The organism is Thalassospira sp. GO-4 (genome assembly GCF_023588965.1).
Lineage (GTDB): Bacteria > Pseudomonadota > Alphaproteobacteria > Rhodospirillales > Thalassospiraceae > Thalassospira > Thalassospira povalilytica.
Window position 1 is genome coordinate 2,193,054 of sequence record NZ_CP097807.1, and the last position, 15,457, is coordinate 2,208,510.

Consider the following 15,457-nt stretch of genomic DNA (forward strand, 5'->3'; position numbering starts at 1 on the left):
CGAGGTCGCCATGAAAGACCCCATCACATTTGCTGATGTTCTTTCTGCCCGCAAAACCATTGCGGGTCATGTGATCCATACGCCATTGCGTCCCTCTACCGCCCTGTCCGAGCGTGTCGGGAGCCCCGTCTGGCTGAAATGCGAACACCAACAATATACCGGAAGCTTCAAGCTGCGCGGTGCTGCCAACGCTGTCTTGCGCCTCAACGATGATCAGAAGGCCAAAGGCGTGGTTGGCGTTTCGACCGGCAATTACGGTCGTGCCCTTGCCTATGCCGCGCGCAATGCCGGGGTGCGGTCGGTCATCTGCATGTCCGAACTGGTGCCAAAGAACAAGGTCGATGGCATTCGCGCCCAAGGGGCCGAAGTCCGCATTACCGGACAGTCCCAAGATGAAGCCCAGCTTGAAGTCGACCGTCTGGTCAAGGAAGACGGCATGACCATGCTGCCGCCCTTTGATCATGCCGACATCATTGCCGGTCAGGGCACGCTTGGACTTGAAGTCATCGAAGCCCTTCCGGATGTCGATACCCTTCTGGTGCCGTTGTCTGGCGGCGGGCTTCTGGCCGGGGTTGCGTTGGTGGCGAAATCGATCAATCCGGCCATCCGGGTGGTTGGCATTTCGATGGAACGCGGCTGTGCGATGATCACGAGCCTTCAGGAAGGCAAACCAACCGCTGTTCGGGAATTGCCGACATTGGCCGACAGTCTTGGCGGCGGCATTGGCGAAAACAACCAGTACACCTTCGATATGTGCGCCGATCTGACCGATGACTTTGTTCTGGTCAACGAAGCCCAGATCGCAGACGGCATTCGTGCGGCCTATCACGATGATCAACAGGTGATCGAAGGTTCAGGCGCCGTTGGCATCGCCGCACTGCGCGCCGGTCTGGTGGATAACCCCGGACGGACGGTTGTCCTGACCACGGGCTGCAACATCGATATGGAATTGCACAAACGCATTGCCGGCGGCGAAAACGTCGACCTGATGGCGGAGTAACCGATATGCCCAAAATCAGAATTCTGACCGAAAGCGATCTTCGCAACGTCATCGATCTTGATCGTGATGCGATCAAATGCGTTGAAGATGCCTTTGACGCACTGGCGACCAAGGATGTGCGCATGCCACCGATCCTGCGCCTTGATATCGAAGATCATAATGGCGAGGTCGATGTCAAAACTGCCTATGTGCCGGGCCTTGACAGCTTTGCCATCAAGATCAGCCCGGGCTTCTTTGACAATCCCAAACTGGGCCTGCCGTCGGTTAATGGCATGATGAACCTGTTTTCATCAAAAATCGGCATGCTTGAGGCCGTCCTGCTTGATAACGGCTATCTGACCGATGTGCGAACAGCAGCCGCGGGCGGCGTTGCCGCGAACCATCTTGCGCGCAAGGATGCCAAACATGCCGCCATCTTTGGGGCCGGTGTGCAGGCCCGCCTGCAACTCAAGGCACTGACACTGGTGCGTGATATCACCTCTGCCACCATTTGGGCCCGTGACATCGCCAAGGCCGAAGCATGTGCCAAAAAGGCATCGCTTGAACTGGGCATCCCGGTATCGGCCAGCGATGATGGCAAGGACGCCGCATCGAACGCCGATATCATCGTCACCACAACCCCGGCCCGTGAACCGGTTTTGATGGCCGACTGGGTTGCACCGGGCACCCATGTCACGGCCATGGGATCGGATGCCGAACATAAAAACGAAATTGATCCGGCCCTGATCGGCAGGGCGGATCTTTATGTCTGCGACAGTCAGGCACAGACCAGCATCCTTGGCGAACTTCATCACGCCTTGGCTGCCGGGATTGTTGCCCCTGATGCCGCATTCCCCGAACTCGGTCAGATCATCGCCAAATCGGCAACCGGCAGGACATCTGCCGCGCAGATTACGGTCTGTGACCTGACCGGAACCGGTGTCCAGGACACCGCAATCGCCACCCTCGCCCGTCAACGCTGCGACTTGGTCGCTGCTGGCGTCGAGATTTCGTCTTAATAACACAAGGACAATGGGTCAGGAAAAACTGAAACCCGCCTTTTTTGGAGGCCTGCGATGAGCCAGGTTGAATTGAATTTCACGCGCGAGGAATATGCCGAGCGTCTGGAGAAAACCAAAAACGCCATGGTGGAAAGGGGCATCGATCTTTTGATCGTCACCGATCCGTCAAACATGGCCTGGCTGACCGGCTATGACGGCTGGTCCTTTTATGTCCATCAATGTGTGCTTGTCCCGATTGAAGATGATCCGATCTGGTTCGGGCGATCCCAGGATGCCAACGGGGCAAAGCGCACGGTCTATATGACCCATGATCGCATCATCCCCTATGCCGATTACTACGTGCAATCGACGACCCATCACCCGATGGATTATCTGTCGGAGGTCATCGAACATCGCGGCTGGGCAAGTCGCCGTATCGGCGTGGAAATGGATAACTACTATTTCTCGGCCAAGGCGTTCCTTCAACTTCAGACCCATCTGCCCAATGCCAAGTTTTCCGATGCCACCGCACTGGTAAACTGGCAGCGCGCGGTAAAATCCGAGACCGAAATTTTCTATATGCGTCAGGCTGCCCGCATTGTTGAAAACATGCATGAACGCATTTTCGAAATTGTCGAACCGGGCATGCGCAAGAACGAACTGGTTGCCGAAATCTTCCGTACCGGGATTGCCGGGATTGACGGTATTGGCGGCGATTATCCGGCGATCGTGCCGTTGCTGCCATCCGGGCAGGATGCCAGTGCGCCGCATCTGACCTGGGATGAAAAACCCATCCCCGGCGATGCCGGAACCTTTTTCGAGATCGCGGGCTGCTACAAACGCTATCACGCGCCCTTGTCACGCACGATCTTCCTTGGCGATCCGGATCAACGGTTCCTTGATGCCGAAAGTGCACTGATCGAAGGCCTTCAGGCCGGGCTCGAAGCCGCCAAACCAGGAAATGTTTGCGAAGACATCGCCCTTGCCTTCTTTGGGGTGCTTCAGAAATTCGGCATCGAAAAAGACAGCCGCTGTGGCTATCCGATCGGGCTGTCCTATCCGCCGGACTGGGGCGAACGCACCATGAGCCTGCGCCCCGGCGATCGCACGGTCCTTGAACCGGGCATGACATTCCACTTCATGCCGGGTCTCTGGTTTGATGACTGGGGGATCGAGATCACCGAAAGCATGATGATCACGGAAACCGGCAGCAAAACACTGACCAGCTATCCGCGTCAGCTGTTTGTAAAGAACTAAGCCAAAAGCCGCACCGGGCCGCGTCATCGACATACGATGCGGGGCCCGGTTGCCCGATATCAAAGCCCGTACAAGACGGTCGCAAGACCAAGGACACGACCATGACAAAACCATCCCCCATCAGCCCGACGATCCCCCTTGATCAGGATGGCGTGCATCACGGCTTTTTAAAACTGCCCTATTCGCGCGATGATTCCGCCTGGGGCGCTGTGATGATCCCGATTACCGTTATCCAGAACGGCGATGGCCCGACCGCCCTTTTGACCGGCGGCAACCATGGTGACGAATATGAAGGGCTGGTTTCGCTGTTCAAACTGGCAGGATCGCTTCAACCATCCGACATTACCGGTCGCGTCATTATCCTGCCGGCTATGAATTATCCGGCCTTTCGCAATGCATCGCGCACGTCGCCCATTGATGCCGGCAATCTCAATCGCAGCTTCCCGGGCAAACCCGACGGAACCGTGACCCAAAAGATCGCCGACTACGTTTTCCGCCATCTGGTGCCGATGGCCGATATCGTTCTTGATATCCATTCCGGTGGCAAGACGCTTGATTTCATTCCGTTTGCAGCCGCCCACGTCCTGCCTGACAAGGAACAGGAAGCCCGGTGTGTTGCCGCGATGAAGGCATTTGGTGCCCCCTATGCCATGATGATGCTTGAACTTGATGCGGTTGGCATGTTTGACACTGTGGTCGAGGAAGCCGGTAAAACCTTTGTCACCACTGAACTCGGTGGGGGTGGTTCGACCACGGCTGAACGGGTGGCGATTGCCGATCGCGGGGTGCGCAATCTTCTGATCCATGCCGGGATCATGACCGGTGATATTGAACCGGCCCCGTCGGGGACCACCATGCTCGATATGCCCGATGACAGCTGCTTTGTCGCATCCGAGGCCACCGGGCTTTTCGAACCCTGTGTCGATCTGGGTGCAATGGTCAAAAAGGGCGATCTGATTGCGCGCATTTATGATGTTGAACGCACCGGCACGCCACCGCGCGACTATCACGCGGCCCGAGACGGCATTCTGTCATGTCGCCATTTCCCCGGACTTATCAAGACTGGCGACTGCCTGGCTGTGATTGCAAAGGTACTCTGACATGATCAGGCTGGATGAGCTGGATCTGAAAATCCTTAAAACCCTGCAACGCGAAGGGCGCATCACCAAGGTCAAACTGGCCGAGGCGGTGAACCTTTCGCCCAGCCCGTGCTGGGAACGTTTGAAACGCCTTGAAGACCTTGGCGTTATTTCGGGGTATCACGCCCATCTCAACCTTGAAAAGCTGGTCAAACCGACACTGGTGATGACCGAAGTCACCCTGCGTCATCATCAGCATGCCGATTTCGAAATTTTCGAAAAGGCCGTGCAGGACATCCCCGAAATCATCGAATGCTATGCACTTGGTGGCGGGGTTGATTACATGCTCAAGGTGCTTTGTCATGACGTTGATGCCTATCAACGTCTGATCGACCGGTTGCTGGTGTCCGATATCGGGATTGACCGGTATTTCACCTATATTGTGACCAAAAAGGTCAAAACCACCACCATCATCCCGGTCGAAAATCTGGTCGAGCCCCCCGAACGGCGATAAGTGCGTGAATATTCCTGGTTATGGGCGTTTGAAACGTCTTAACAGTCAGGGATTATGATATCGCGGGCAATCCCCCAACCGGATTGCCCGCATACACGCATTTGGCAGGATAAACCGATGAAAGAAGTAATCGACAGCTGGCAACTCTGGGCCGGGCTTGCGGCGTGTTTTGCCGCATTAACAGCAATCTTTGCCAAGGTCGGGGTGGCCAATATCAATTCCGATTTCGCAACCTTCGTCCGTACCATCATCATATTGATCATGGTCTGGGTGATCATGCTGACCAAGGGGGCTTGGGAAAATCCGGCCACCATATCGGCGAAAACCTGGTATTTCCTGATCCTGTCGGGATTGGCGACCGGTGCGTCATGGCTGTGCTATTTCCGCGCTCTTAAAATCGGTGAAGCCGCCAAGGTGGCCCCGATTGACAAGCTCAGCGTCGTGCTGGTTGCGGTGTTTGGCGCGATCTTCCTGGGTGAAAGACTGACCATGGTCAGTTGGCTGGGTGTCGCCATGATCGGTAGTGGTGCCGCCCTGATCGCCTGGCGGGGATAGCGTCCCGCCCCCCCAACCAAAAAGCTTCAACCACAAAGCGCTACCCACAAAAAGAGAGGCAGGAACACCTTCCTGCCTCGTCAGTTTGCTCACATCTATCTGTGATCTTCAGGGTGTTGGTATTCCCCTGAACAAATCAGTGTTTGTCTTCGGAATGGCCCATGGCGACACGCCAGATGTCCCAACCGGCAAGGCCGATACAGATCGAAACCATGATGGCAAGATCCCAGCGCGGCACATAGGCCACCAGAATGCCGACAAACCCGACCAGAATGACAAACGCCAACAGCGCCATGACACGATTTAAAAGACCGCTTTGCATTACGCGTCCTCCTGATTTTTGAGGAATTTTTTCAACCAGTTTGCCGTGCGCATCAAACGCGCATCATCGCCAACCCGGCCAACAAGCTGAATGCCCATCGGCATGCCGTTCTGTGACCATAACAGCGGGATGGTAACCGCCGGGGTGCCACAAAACGTCCAGAGCCCGTTAAAGATCGGATTACCGGTTGTCTGAAGATTTTTCGGTGCCGGTCCTGTTGCCGCCGGCGTGATGATCACGTCACACCGGTTAAAGACTTCCTCAAGCCCGGCATTAAGCACCGTGCGCCAGTCAAGTGCCGCAAGATAATCGCGCGTCTTGATGTCGTTGCCCTTGTCGATCGCCTCAAGGATTTCGGGCGACAATTGTGCGCGACCGCGCTTTTCATAATCGTAGTAATCCTTGGCCATTTCGGCAAAGTTGATGCGTGCGCGCAACGCATTGGCATCATCAAACGCCTTTGGCAGCGGGGCCTCGAAACATTGATCCCCCAGCATCCCGGTGATTTCCTGAAATGCCATGACGGTTTCTTCGTCTGCAACTTCTTCAAATTGCGGCGGACGAACAAACGCAAACATCGGGGTCACCAGCGGATCGCTTTTTGCGATTTCAAGCAATCTTGGCGCCGGACTTGGCGTCGTTGCAGGATCCTTTGGATCATAGCCAAACAGGCTTTCGGCCACCAGCGCCGCACCATTGACCGAATTGGAAAACACTCCGATCGTATCAAGGGTCGGGCTTTGGCTTAGAACGCCGGTCCGGGCAATGGCCCCGAAGGTCGGCTTGAACCCGACGACACCGCAAAACGATGCCGGACGGATCACCGATCCCCCGGTTTGGGTTCCCACGGCAAGTGGCACCATGGCCGCGGCAACTGCTGCGGCCGACCCGGCAGATGACCCGCCCGGGGTATGTTCCGGGTTATGGGGGTTGCGGGTTTTTGACGGATGCATAAAGGCAAGTTCGGTCGAAACCGTTTTGCCCATAATGATCGCACCGGCAGCCTTAAGGCGCGAAACCAGCACGGCATCTTCTTCGGGCACGCGTCCCTCATCAAGAACCGTGCCGTTTGACGTCGGGATTTTGGCCGTATCAATCACATCCTTGAGACCGACCGGAAGCCCGTGCAACGGTCCGATCGGTGCACCGGATTGCCGCCGGATATCAAGCGCCCGCGCCTGGGCAAGGGCATGATCCCCATCCAGCCACGCCCAGGCCTGAACCTGGGGTTCGACCTCGGCGATGCGGGCAAGACAGGCCTCGACATATTCGACTGCACGGACCGCCCCGCTGGCAAGGCGGTCGCGCAGTTCAATAACATCAAGTGTCAGTAACGGGTTGATTTCAGTCATCTGAATGCCCCCGTTACCGTGCGCCATAGAACAGGTCAGGCAGATGGAACACGATCTGCGGGAACGCGTACATCAGAACCATGCTGACGATAACCATGAACAGGAACGGCATGATGCCCTTGAAGATATCGGTCAACAGGATGCCGCTTGGTGCAACCCCCTTCAGATAATAGGCCGACATCGCCATTGGCGGGGTCAGGAAGGATGTCTGAAGGTTCAGGGCAACAAGGATACCAAAGAACAGCGGATCGATATCAAACAGCGGCAGCAGCGGCAGGAAGATCGGCACGAAGATGATGATGATCTCCGACCATTCCAGCGGCCAGCCAAGCAGGAAGATGATCAGCTGTGCCAGCAGCAGGAACTGAAGCGGTGTCAGGTCCAGTCCACCGACAAATTCCGCAATCACATGTTCGCCGCCAAGATAGGAGAACACAGACGAGAAAGTGTAGGAGCCGACAAACAGCCAGCACACCATCGCCGATGTCCGCACCGTCAGATAAACCGACTCACGCAGGCGATCAAAGGTCAGCGCACGATAAGCCGCAGCAAGGATCATCCCGCCAAGTGCACCGATCGATGCTGCTTCGGTCGGGGTAGCCAGACCAAACAGGATCGAGCCCAGAACCGCCAGAATAAGAAACGCCAGCGGGAAGAACGATGTCGCCAGCATCCACAGAACCTGTGGCAACGGAACTTCCGGGATTTCGTCGCTGGTCGGACGCGGTGCGGCTTTGGGCTGCAACATTGCACGGCCCATCACATAAAGCAGATACAAACCGACAAGGGTCAGACCCGGCAACAGCGCACCGGCATAAAGGCGCACGATCGACACACCCGATGCGGCGGCATAAACAATCAGCATGATCGAAGGCGGGATCAGAATGCCAAGCGTACCACCGGCACAAATAATGCCCGCAGCAAAGCTTTTGTCATAGCGTGCCTTGAGCATCGCAGGCAGTGCCAGCATCCCCATAAGGGTCACAACCGCACCGACAATACCGGTGGCCGTTGCAAACAATGCACAGGTGATCAGGGCTGCAACACCGAGTGATCCGGGGATATTGCGGGCCGCGATATTCAGGGTCGAGAACAACCGGTTGACGATATTGGCACGCTCAACGATATAGCCCATGAACAGGAACAGCGGTACTGCGGTCAGCACCTCGTTGGACATCACCGTGTATGTCTGGTTGATAAACAGATCGAAAATTCGGTTATTGAACGCCCCCTCAAACCAGGTCAGCGCAGAGGTAAGGGTATCGCTGTCTTCGGCAAGCCGGTTAAAGGCCCGCCACATACGACCGGCATCAAAATAGGCGTAGTAGCCAAATCCGATCCCCAGCGCCATCAGGGTAAAGGCAACCGGGAAACCCAGAAATACCAGTATAATAAAGATGCCCAACATCATAAGGGCGACATGTGCGTCAATCACTTTGGAAGCTCCGTTCGGGGGCGTGTCTTGCGCGTGTATGACAAAGGCTGATCATCATCAGTCTTCTTTGGTCACACGCTGTTTGATCAGCAGTTCTTCGGTTTCTTCAACATCATCCTCTGCATTGCGCCAGTACCCTTCACGGATACACAGAATGCAGCGCATCACCTGTGCAATGCCCTGAATGAAAAGAAGAATTCCGGCCGCGACCATCACCGCCTTGAATTGGAAAATCGGAACACCCGCCGGGCTGTTCACACTGACTTCGCCATATCCCCACGACCGGATGGCATATTTGCTGCCAACCAGAATGAGCGCCGTCACCCCGGGGAAGAAGAAGAAGATATAAAGTACCAGGTCGACCATGGCCTGTGTTTTGGGTTTCCAGAGACGATACAGGAAATCCCCACGGACATGTCCGCCGCGTGACAGGGTATAAGCCCCACCCATCATAAAGAGCGTGCCATACATGATGAATGAAACATCAAGTGACCAGGTCGTCGGCGCGTTAAAAATATATCGCGCAGCAACCTCATAGCTCATGCCCAGTGTCATCAAAATGATCAGCCAGCCAAAAGCCTTGCCAAACCAGCCCGAAAGCTTGTCCGCGAATTCAATAAATCCAATCATGAAACCCTGTCCGTTAGCATTGACCGCCCCGCCTGATGCACGGGCACCAGACGGGGCAGTCAGATTCATCGCAACACTGAACAACCGTTAATGGTTGATCAGAGTTTCAGCTTGCCCGGGAAGTAGTGATTATAAGCAAGCTGATAATCAGGCGAGTTCATCAGTTCATAATAGGTTACACGCTCGACCCAGGCGCGCTGGCTGTCGAGAACCTTTTTCATGAACGGATCTTCTTCAAGCGTCGGGATCAGTTTGTCCCACGCATCAAGCTGTGCACTCAGGATTTCCTTGGACGTACGATGTACTTCGACACCTTCGGCCTGCAGTTTCTGCAAGTCAGAGGAATAGTTGTCCATCGCAAGTGCGGTGTTCGAGGTCGAAGCTGCTTCAACCGCGTGACGCAGGATCGCCTGCAGATCCGGTTCCAGATCTTCCATCAGCGACTTGTTGAACAGGAATTCAAAGCTTTCGGAAGCCTGATGGTACGAAGACAGATAGTAGTTCTTCGCAACGTCCTGTGCGCCGAAACGCATATCCGAAGACGGGTTGTTGAATTCGAACGCGTCAATCACGCCACGTTCCATTGCCGGTACGATCTCGCCGCCCGGAAGCTGTGCAACAGACATGCCCATCGACTGCAGAAGGTCTGCAGCCAGACCGACAGTACGGTATTTGAAGCCCTGGATGTCGGCAACGGAGTTTACCTGGCCCTTGAACCAGCCGAACGGCTGAGCAGGCATCGGGAAACCAAGAAGACCGACAATATCAAGACCCATCACGTCCTGGATCAGTTCGCGATAGAATTCTTCACCGCCACCGGCATAGAACCAGCTCAGCATGGTGGTTGCAGAACCGCCAAAGACCGGACCGGTACCGAACAGCGATGCTGCCTTGTTCTTGCCGTACCAGTAAACCGGCACGGAATGGGCGATGTCGATCACGCCATCATTGACACCGTCCAGAACCTGGAAGGCTGCGACAACCGCACCAGCCGGCAGAAGGTCGATTTTAAGACGACCACCCGACATTGCTTCTACGCGGTCAACATATTGCTGGGCAAACGTCATCCAGATATCGGACGACGGCCAGGAAGTCTGCATTTTCAGCACCATCGGTGCCGGCTGCGCATGAACTGCCGGTGCGGCAAACAGCCCTGATGCTGCTGCACCGCCGGCAACCACCCCGGTCGCACCTTTGGTAAGGAACGAACGACGGGATACTTCCTTGGACTTCACGTCTTCAGACTTGGTCTTCATATCCATTATTTCCTCCCAGATTTACCGTCTTTGACCAACAACCATTGCCGGAAAAAGAACGATAACTGTCAGCCTTCAAAAGCCCCTGACTTCAGTATTGAAGATCGTAGATCATGCGCTTATCCCGTTTCGGGACCTGAAAAACGGCACGCATTTTGTTATTATTAGAATTACGAACTAACTGAATTACGACGGTTTTCCCGTCTTGTTATGCCACCCGGTCACCCGGTTCGCGGCCTGCAAAATAGGCATCAAGATTATCAAGTGCGCGAAAGCCCATCGCATCGCGCGTTTCTTCGGTGGCGGAGCCTATATGTGGCAACAGAAACACGTTTTTCAACGCGTTAATTCGTTGATTTCCACCGGGTTCGTTCCGAAAAACGTCCAGACCGGCAGCAAACAACTTACCACTTTCAAGCGCATCCACCAATGCGTCCTCATCGACAAGATTACCACGTGCTGTATTGACCAGAATGGCCCGGTCCGGCAGCCAGCCGATCGTTTCGGCATTGATGATGCCGGTCGTCTCGGGCGTTGACGGACAATGCAATGACAACACGTCGGAATTGGCAAACAGGCCTTCAATCGTGTCGTGATAAATTGCCCCCTTTGCCAGATGTTCGGCAACCGGCTGACGATTATGGTAATGAACAGTCATTCCAAAACCGCGCGCACGTTCGGCGGCAACCTGACCGACACGGCCCATGCCAAGCACACCGAAACGCTTGCCGGTCACCTGACGCCCGACCATAAAGGCCGGCGACCAGAAATCCCAGTTTCCTGCACGGATCATGGCGTCACCCTCGGCCCCGCGGCGCGCAGCACCAAGCATGCACAACATGGCGATTTCGGCCGTGGCATCGGACAATACGTCCGGCGTATTGGTCACGACGATGCCGGCCGTCTTGGCAGCCGCCAGATCAACATGATCAACCCCGACCGAATGGTTGGCGATGATTTTGAGACGATCGGGCAATGCCGCAATCACATCGGCAGAAAAATGTTCGGAATGACACGGCAGAACCGCGTCAACCTGCTGACATTTTTCAATAAGCTCATCCCGGGTAAATACCCGGTCTTCGGCATTGGTAAGCACCTGATAGTCGCGCGCCGCGCGTGCCTGTACGGCATCGCGAAGACGTCGGGTAATCAGAAGCTTTGGTTTCTCGGGCATGCGGACGCTCCCGGTTTTCCCTGATAGGTAGATTTATTTATTATGCTTCAAGGAAACACCTATACGAAAAAACCATCAATAGGCGATCAACCAACCGGTAACTCTTTTTCACTTCGTGGAAAACCATCAGGTTGACGCCCATCGCGCCGCATATGCGTAAATTTAACTATCACATTGATTTTAATATATTAAATACCGATTTCAGGTTCCTGTACGGCCAATGTTGCGGCCATCGAAATCCGGACCTCTTCCACCATCCAGAAGTATAAAATCAACAGATCCCCGATCGGGAATCGTTACATCAACATTGGTCATTTACCGCACTGCAAGACTCTGATTCGCGGGAAATCGTGGTCAAAATTGACCAATAAAAAAGCCGCTGCCAGATGGCAGCGGCTATATGCCGACATGGCTGTCGGTCGGGAAGAATCCGTTTCAAGGATGTTTCGCCATGGTTTGGCGATCCCCAGAAACACCAAACGATGTCAACGAATATGAGACATTCTCACATTTTGACCCAAACGGCCCCGTCCCGCCCGGACCGCACGACGGCCTCGACAAATTTCATGCCCTTAAGGCCTTCGACCACACCGGGCACCAGAAGCGCGCCGTCATCGGGCTTGGTGCCGTTGATATGGGCCGTCAGTTGATCGGCAAAATCGGTGTAAAGGTTGGCAAAGCCCTCAAGATATCCCTCCGGGTGTCCCGGCGGGACGCGTACACCACGAAGCCCCTCGGCACCGATCCCCGCACCACCGCGGGTCATCAGTTCCGGGCGACCATCAAGGGGACGGAAATGCAATTGATTGGGATGTTCCTGGGCCCATTCGATGCCGCCCTTGTCGCCATAAACACGAAGACGCAGACCGTTTTCATGTCCGACCGCAATCTGGCTTGCCCATAACATGCCACGCGCACCATTGGCATAGCGCAACAGGATTTGCACATTGTCATCAAGCTTGCGGCCCGGAACGATCGCATCGACATCGGCACAAAGCTCGCTGATCTCAAGCCCGGTCACGAACTCGGCAAGGTTATGGGCGTGGGTTCCGATATCGCCAAGCGCACCGCCCATACCGGCCTTGGCCGGGTCGGCGCGCCAATGGGCCTGTTTGTTGTCGGTATCTTCAACCCGGGTCGCCATCCAGCCTTGCGGATATTCGACCTGCACCAGACGAATATCGCCAAGCTTGCCATCCGCCACCATTTTGCGGGCCTCGCGGACCATCGGATAGGCGGTGTAATTATGGGTCAGGGCAAACAGAAGTCCGGTTTCCTTGACCTTGGCGGCGATCTTTTCGGCTTCTTCCACTGTCAGGCAAAGCGGCTTGTCACAGATCACGTGAATTCCGGCATCGAGCATCGCCATGGTGATGGGAAAATGCAGATGGTTCGGCGTGACAATCGCACAGACATCAATGCCGTCCTCGCGGGCGGCCTCGGCCTTTGCCATGGTTTCAAAACTGTCATAGCTGCGATCCGGGGCGATGAACAGTTCGGCCGCGGATGCCGCCGCCACATCGGGCTTGGATGACAATGCACCGGCAACCAGTTCATAACGATCATCAAGACGGGCGGCGATGCGATGGACCGCACCGATAAAAGCCCCCTGACCACCGCCAACCATGCCAAGGCGGATGCGACGACCGGGATTGGAAGAATTGCTCATGTCTGTCTCCAGATGTCGTTGACTGTTTTCGAACCGCGAAAGTCTTTTACGACGGCCTATCCAAGGCCAAGGATGCGGCGATTGGCCGCCTCGTCGGTGCCGCCATCGGCAAAATCGTCAAAGGCCTTTTCGGTTACGCGAATGATGTGATTCTTGATGAATTCGGCCCCTTCGCGGGCACCGTCTTCGGGATGTTTAAGGGCGCATTCCCATTCCAGCACGGCCCAGCCATCAAAATCAATGGCCGCCAATTTCGAGAAAATCGCACCGAAATCGACCTGTCCGTCGCCAAGCGACCTGAACCGGCCTGCCCGCCCGACCCAGCTTTGATACCCGGAATAGACACCCTGGCGTCCGGTCGGATTAAACTCGGCATCCTTGACGTGGAACATGCGGATACGATCAGCGTAAATATCGATAAAATCAAGATAATCAAGCTGCTGCAAGACAAAGTGGCTTGGATCATAAAGGATGTTGGCACGCGGATGGTTCCTGACGCGTTCCAGGAACATCTCGAATGTCACCCCGTCAAACAAATCCTCGCCCGGATGAATTTCATAGCAGATATCAACCCCGGCATCCTCGGCAGCATCAAGGATCGGGCTCCAGCGTCTGGCAAGTTCATCAAACGCGGTTTCGATCAGACCGGCCGGGCGTTGCGGCCACGGATAAACATAGGGCCAGGCAAGCGCGCCCGAGAATGTCGCATGGGCCGAAATACCCATATGGTTTGATGCCTTGATCGCGGCCTTGACCTGATTGACGGCCCATTCCTGACGGGCCTTTGGATTGCCACGGACTTCGGGTGCGGCAAATCCGTCAAACATTTCATCATAGGCCGGATGAACGGCAACAAGCTGTCCCTGCAAATGGGTCGAAAGTTCCGTTACCTGCACGCCATGCTGCGCAAGTGTTCCGGTAATTTCGTCGCAGTAATCCTTGCTTGATGCGGCCTTTTCAACATCAAACAGGCGCTTGTCCCAACTGGGGATTTGCACCCCCTTATATCCAAGCGACGCAGCCCAGCGACCAATGGAATCAAGGCTATCGAACGGGGCTTCATCGCCTGCAAACTGTGCAAGAAAGATTGCCGGTCCCTTAAGTGTTTTCATTGCTGGCCTCTTTAACTGCGTCCTGACGGGATATCGGGGAAAGATGGATGTGTCGGGCGGACAACCGCCCGACACGCAAGTGTGCTCGTCTCAACCAAACCCGCTTAGAACGGGCTGTCCGGGAAATAGAAGTTCTCGGCATTGTCCTGGGTGACAACCGTGGCGCCAAGGATGTAACGGCCTTCGACCGGCGCGTTCGAGGTAAACTTCATCACCGTGATATCAATCGCGGTTGCGATCATTGCCGGCGGATAAAGCACATCAATCGGCGTCAGCTTGTCGCCATCCATCACGCGTTTGATGATGTCTTTCATGCCCGCACCGCCAACGATGAACATCTCGTCGGTACGATCGGCCTGTTTGACCGCTTCGATCACGCCAAGGGCAATGTCGTCATCCTGTGCCCACACCGCATCGATTTTCGGGAAGCGCGACAGGAAGTCCTGCATCACTTCATAGCCGTCATCGCGATTCCAGTTGGCATGTTTCATATCAAGGATTTCGATCTTTGACCCATCAAGCGTTTCGACAAACGCATCAACACGTTCGGTATCAACCGTGGTCGGAATGCCGCGCAAAACAACGATCTTGCCTTCGTCATTCAGACGTTCACGAATATATTCACCCGATACACGGCCCAGTTCCGGGTTGTTGCCCGCAACATAGACATCCTCGATCCCCGGAAGCGAAAGACCACGGTCAACCACCGTGACAAACTTGCCGGCCTGTTTGACCTGCTGGACCGGAACGGTCAGCGGATCGGATTCAAAGGGCAGAACCACAAGCGCGTCGATATTCTGAACCGATACCAGATCTTCAAGATCGTTGGCCTGTTCGGATGCGCCATTCGCGCTGACCACGATGATGTCGATATTCGGATAGGTTGCCTCGATCCGCTTTTCAGCCTGTTCGGCATGCCAGTTCAGACCACCGGCCCAGCCATGGGTTGCCGCAGGAATGGAAACCCCGATCTTGATTTTATCAGCCGCCAAGGCCGTCGTGGATGCAAGGCCAAGACCCAGCACACAAGCAGCCCCCAGATATTTTGTAAACGTTTTCATCAACGCTTCCTCCTGATCAAAAAATGATGCGTTTTCACATTCTTCCCGGACGTTGATCGCC

The 15,457-nt window shown here is 55.2% G+C and carries 15 protein-coding genes; 6 read left to right on the top strand and 9 right to left on the bottom strand.

The window, feature by feature from the left end:
* Positions 1 to 10 precede the first annotated feature (10 nt).
* The 6 genes from eutB (at position 11) to M9H61_RS10210 (ending at position 5,385) form a co-directional block, all read left to right on the top strand.
* The gene (gene eutB, locus M9H61_RS10185; protein ID WP_250284915.1) at positions 11 to 1,000 is read left to right on the top strand and encodes a hydroxyectoine utilization dehydratase EutB; all 990 of its coding nucleotides are present in this window, start codon (positions 11 to 13) and stop codon (positions 998 to 1,000) included.
* A 5-nt stretch (positions 1,001 to 1,005) separates the two neighbouring features.
* Positions 1,006 to 1,998 (top strand): cyclodeaminase, encoded by a 993-nt coding sequence (locus tag M9H61_RS10190; protein ID WP_250284917.1) that lies wholly within the window; start codon positions 1,006 to 1,008, stop codon positions 1,996 to 1,998.
* 57 nt (positions 1,999 to 2,055) lie between these two features.
* Positions 2,056 to 3,237 (top strand): ectoine hydrolase DoeA, encoded by a 1,182-nt coding sequence (gene doeA / locus M9H61_RS10195; RefSeq protein WP_068516937.1) that lies wholly within the window; start codon positions 2,056 to 2,058, stop codon positions 3,235 to 3,237.
* Between the two features lie 101 nt (positions 3,238 to 3,338).
* Positions 3,339 to 4,337: a N(2)-acetyl-L-2,4-diaminobutanoate deacetylase DoeB gene (gene doeB / locus M9H61_RS10200; RefSeq protein WP_250284923.1), complete on the top strand. Its 999-nt coding sequence runs from the start codon at positions 3,339 to 3,341 to the stop codon at positions 4,335 to 4,337.
* A 1-nt stretch (position 4,338) separates the two neighbouring features.
* Positions 4,339 to 4,830, top strand: coding sequence for an Lrp/AsnC family transcriptional regulator (locus M9H61_RS10205; protein ID WP_250284925.1), 492 nt, complete (start codon positions 4,339 to 4,341; stop codon positions 4,828 to 4,830).
* Positions 4,831 to 4,947: 117 nt separating this feature from the next.
* Positions 4,948 to 5,385 carry an EamA family transporter gene (locus M9H61_RS10210; RefSeq protein ID WP_250284927.1) on the top strand — a complete coding sequence of 146 codons (438 nt, stop codon included), beginning with the start codon at positions 4,948 to 4,950 and terminating at the stop codon, positions 5,383 to 5,385.
* A gap of 136 nt (positions 5,386 to 5,521) precedes the next feature.
* Here M9H61_RS10210 and M9H61_RS10215 read toward each other — a convergent pair whose 3' ends face one another.
* The 9 genes from M9H61_RS10215 to M9H61_RS10255 all read right to left on the bottom strand — a co-directional run bounded on the left by M9H61_RS10215 (position 5,522) and on the right by M9H61_RS10255 (position 15,396).
* Positions 5,522 to 5,707, bottom strand: coding sequence for a hypothetical protein (locus M9H61_RS10215; protein ID WP_068516941.1), 186 nt, complete (start codon positions 5,705 to 5,707; stop codon positions 5,522 to 5,524).
* Entirely contained in the window at positions 5,707 to 7,059 is a 1,353-nt protein-coding gene (locus M9H61_RS10220; protein WP_250284930.1) for an amidase, read from the bottom strand. Before M9H61_RS10220 ends, M9H61_RS10215 begins: the two co-directional genes overlap by 1 nt.
* A gap of 13 nt (positions 7,060 to 7,072) precedes the next feature.
* Positions 7,073 to 8,494, bottom strand: a complete 1,422-nt coding sequence (locus tag M9H61_RS10225) for a TRAP transporter large permease subunit (protein WP_114113022.1) — start codon at positions 8,492 to 8,494, stop codon at positions 7,073 to 7,075.
* Between the two features lie 57 nt (positions 8,495 to 8,551).
* Entirely contained in the window at positions 8,552 to 9,124 is a 573-nt protein-coding gene (locus M9H61_RS10230; RefSeq protein WP_068517014.1) for a TRAP transporter small permease subunit, read from the bottom strand.
* A gap of 98 nt (positions 9,125 to 9,222) precedes the next feature.
* Positions 9,223 to 10,380, bottom strand: a complete 1,158-nt coding sequence (locus M9H61_RS10235; protein ID WP_068517015.1) for a TRAP transporter substrate-binding protein — start codon at positions 10,378 to 10,380, stop codon at positions 9,223 to 9,225.
* 208 nt (positions 10,381 to 10,588) lie between these two features.
* On the bottom strand, positions 10,589 to 11,554 hold the full coding sequence (locus tag M9H61_RS10240) for a D-glycerate dehydrogenase (protein ID WP_250284932.1): 966 nt from the start codon (positions 11,552 to 11,554) through the stop codon (positions 10,589 to 10,591).
* A 505-nt stretch (positions 11,555 to 12,059) separates the two neighbouring features.
* Positions 12,060 to 13,223 carry a Gfo/Idh/MocA family protein gene (locus M9H61_RS10245; protein ID WP_250284934.1) on the bottom strand — a complete coding sequence of 388 codons (1,164 nt, stop codon included), beginning with the start codon at positions 13,221 to 13,223 and terminating at the stop codon, positions 12,060 to 12,062.
* A 56-nt stretch (positions 13,224 to 13,279) separates the two neighbouring features.
* Positions 13,280 to 14,335, bottom strand: coding sequence for a sugar phosphate isomerase/epimerase (locus tag M9H61_RS10250; protein WP_250284936.1), 1,056 nt, complete (start codon positions 14,333 to 14,335; stop codon positions 13,280 to 13,282).
* Between the two features lie 104 nt (positions 14,336 to 14,439).
* On the bottom strand, positions 14,440 to 15,396 hold the full coding sequence (locus M9H61_RS10255; RefSeq protein ID WP_068516946.1) for an ABC transporter substrate-binding protein: 957 nt from the start codon (positions 15,394 to 15,396) through the stop codon (positions 14,440 to 14,442).
* Positions 15,397 to 15,457: the final 61 nt, after the last annotated feature.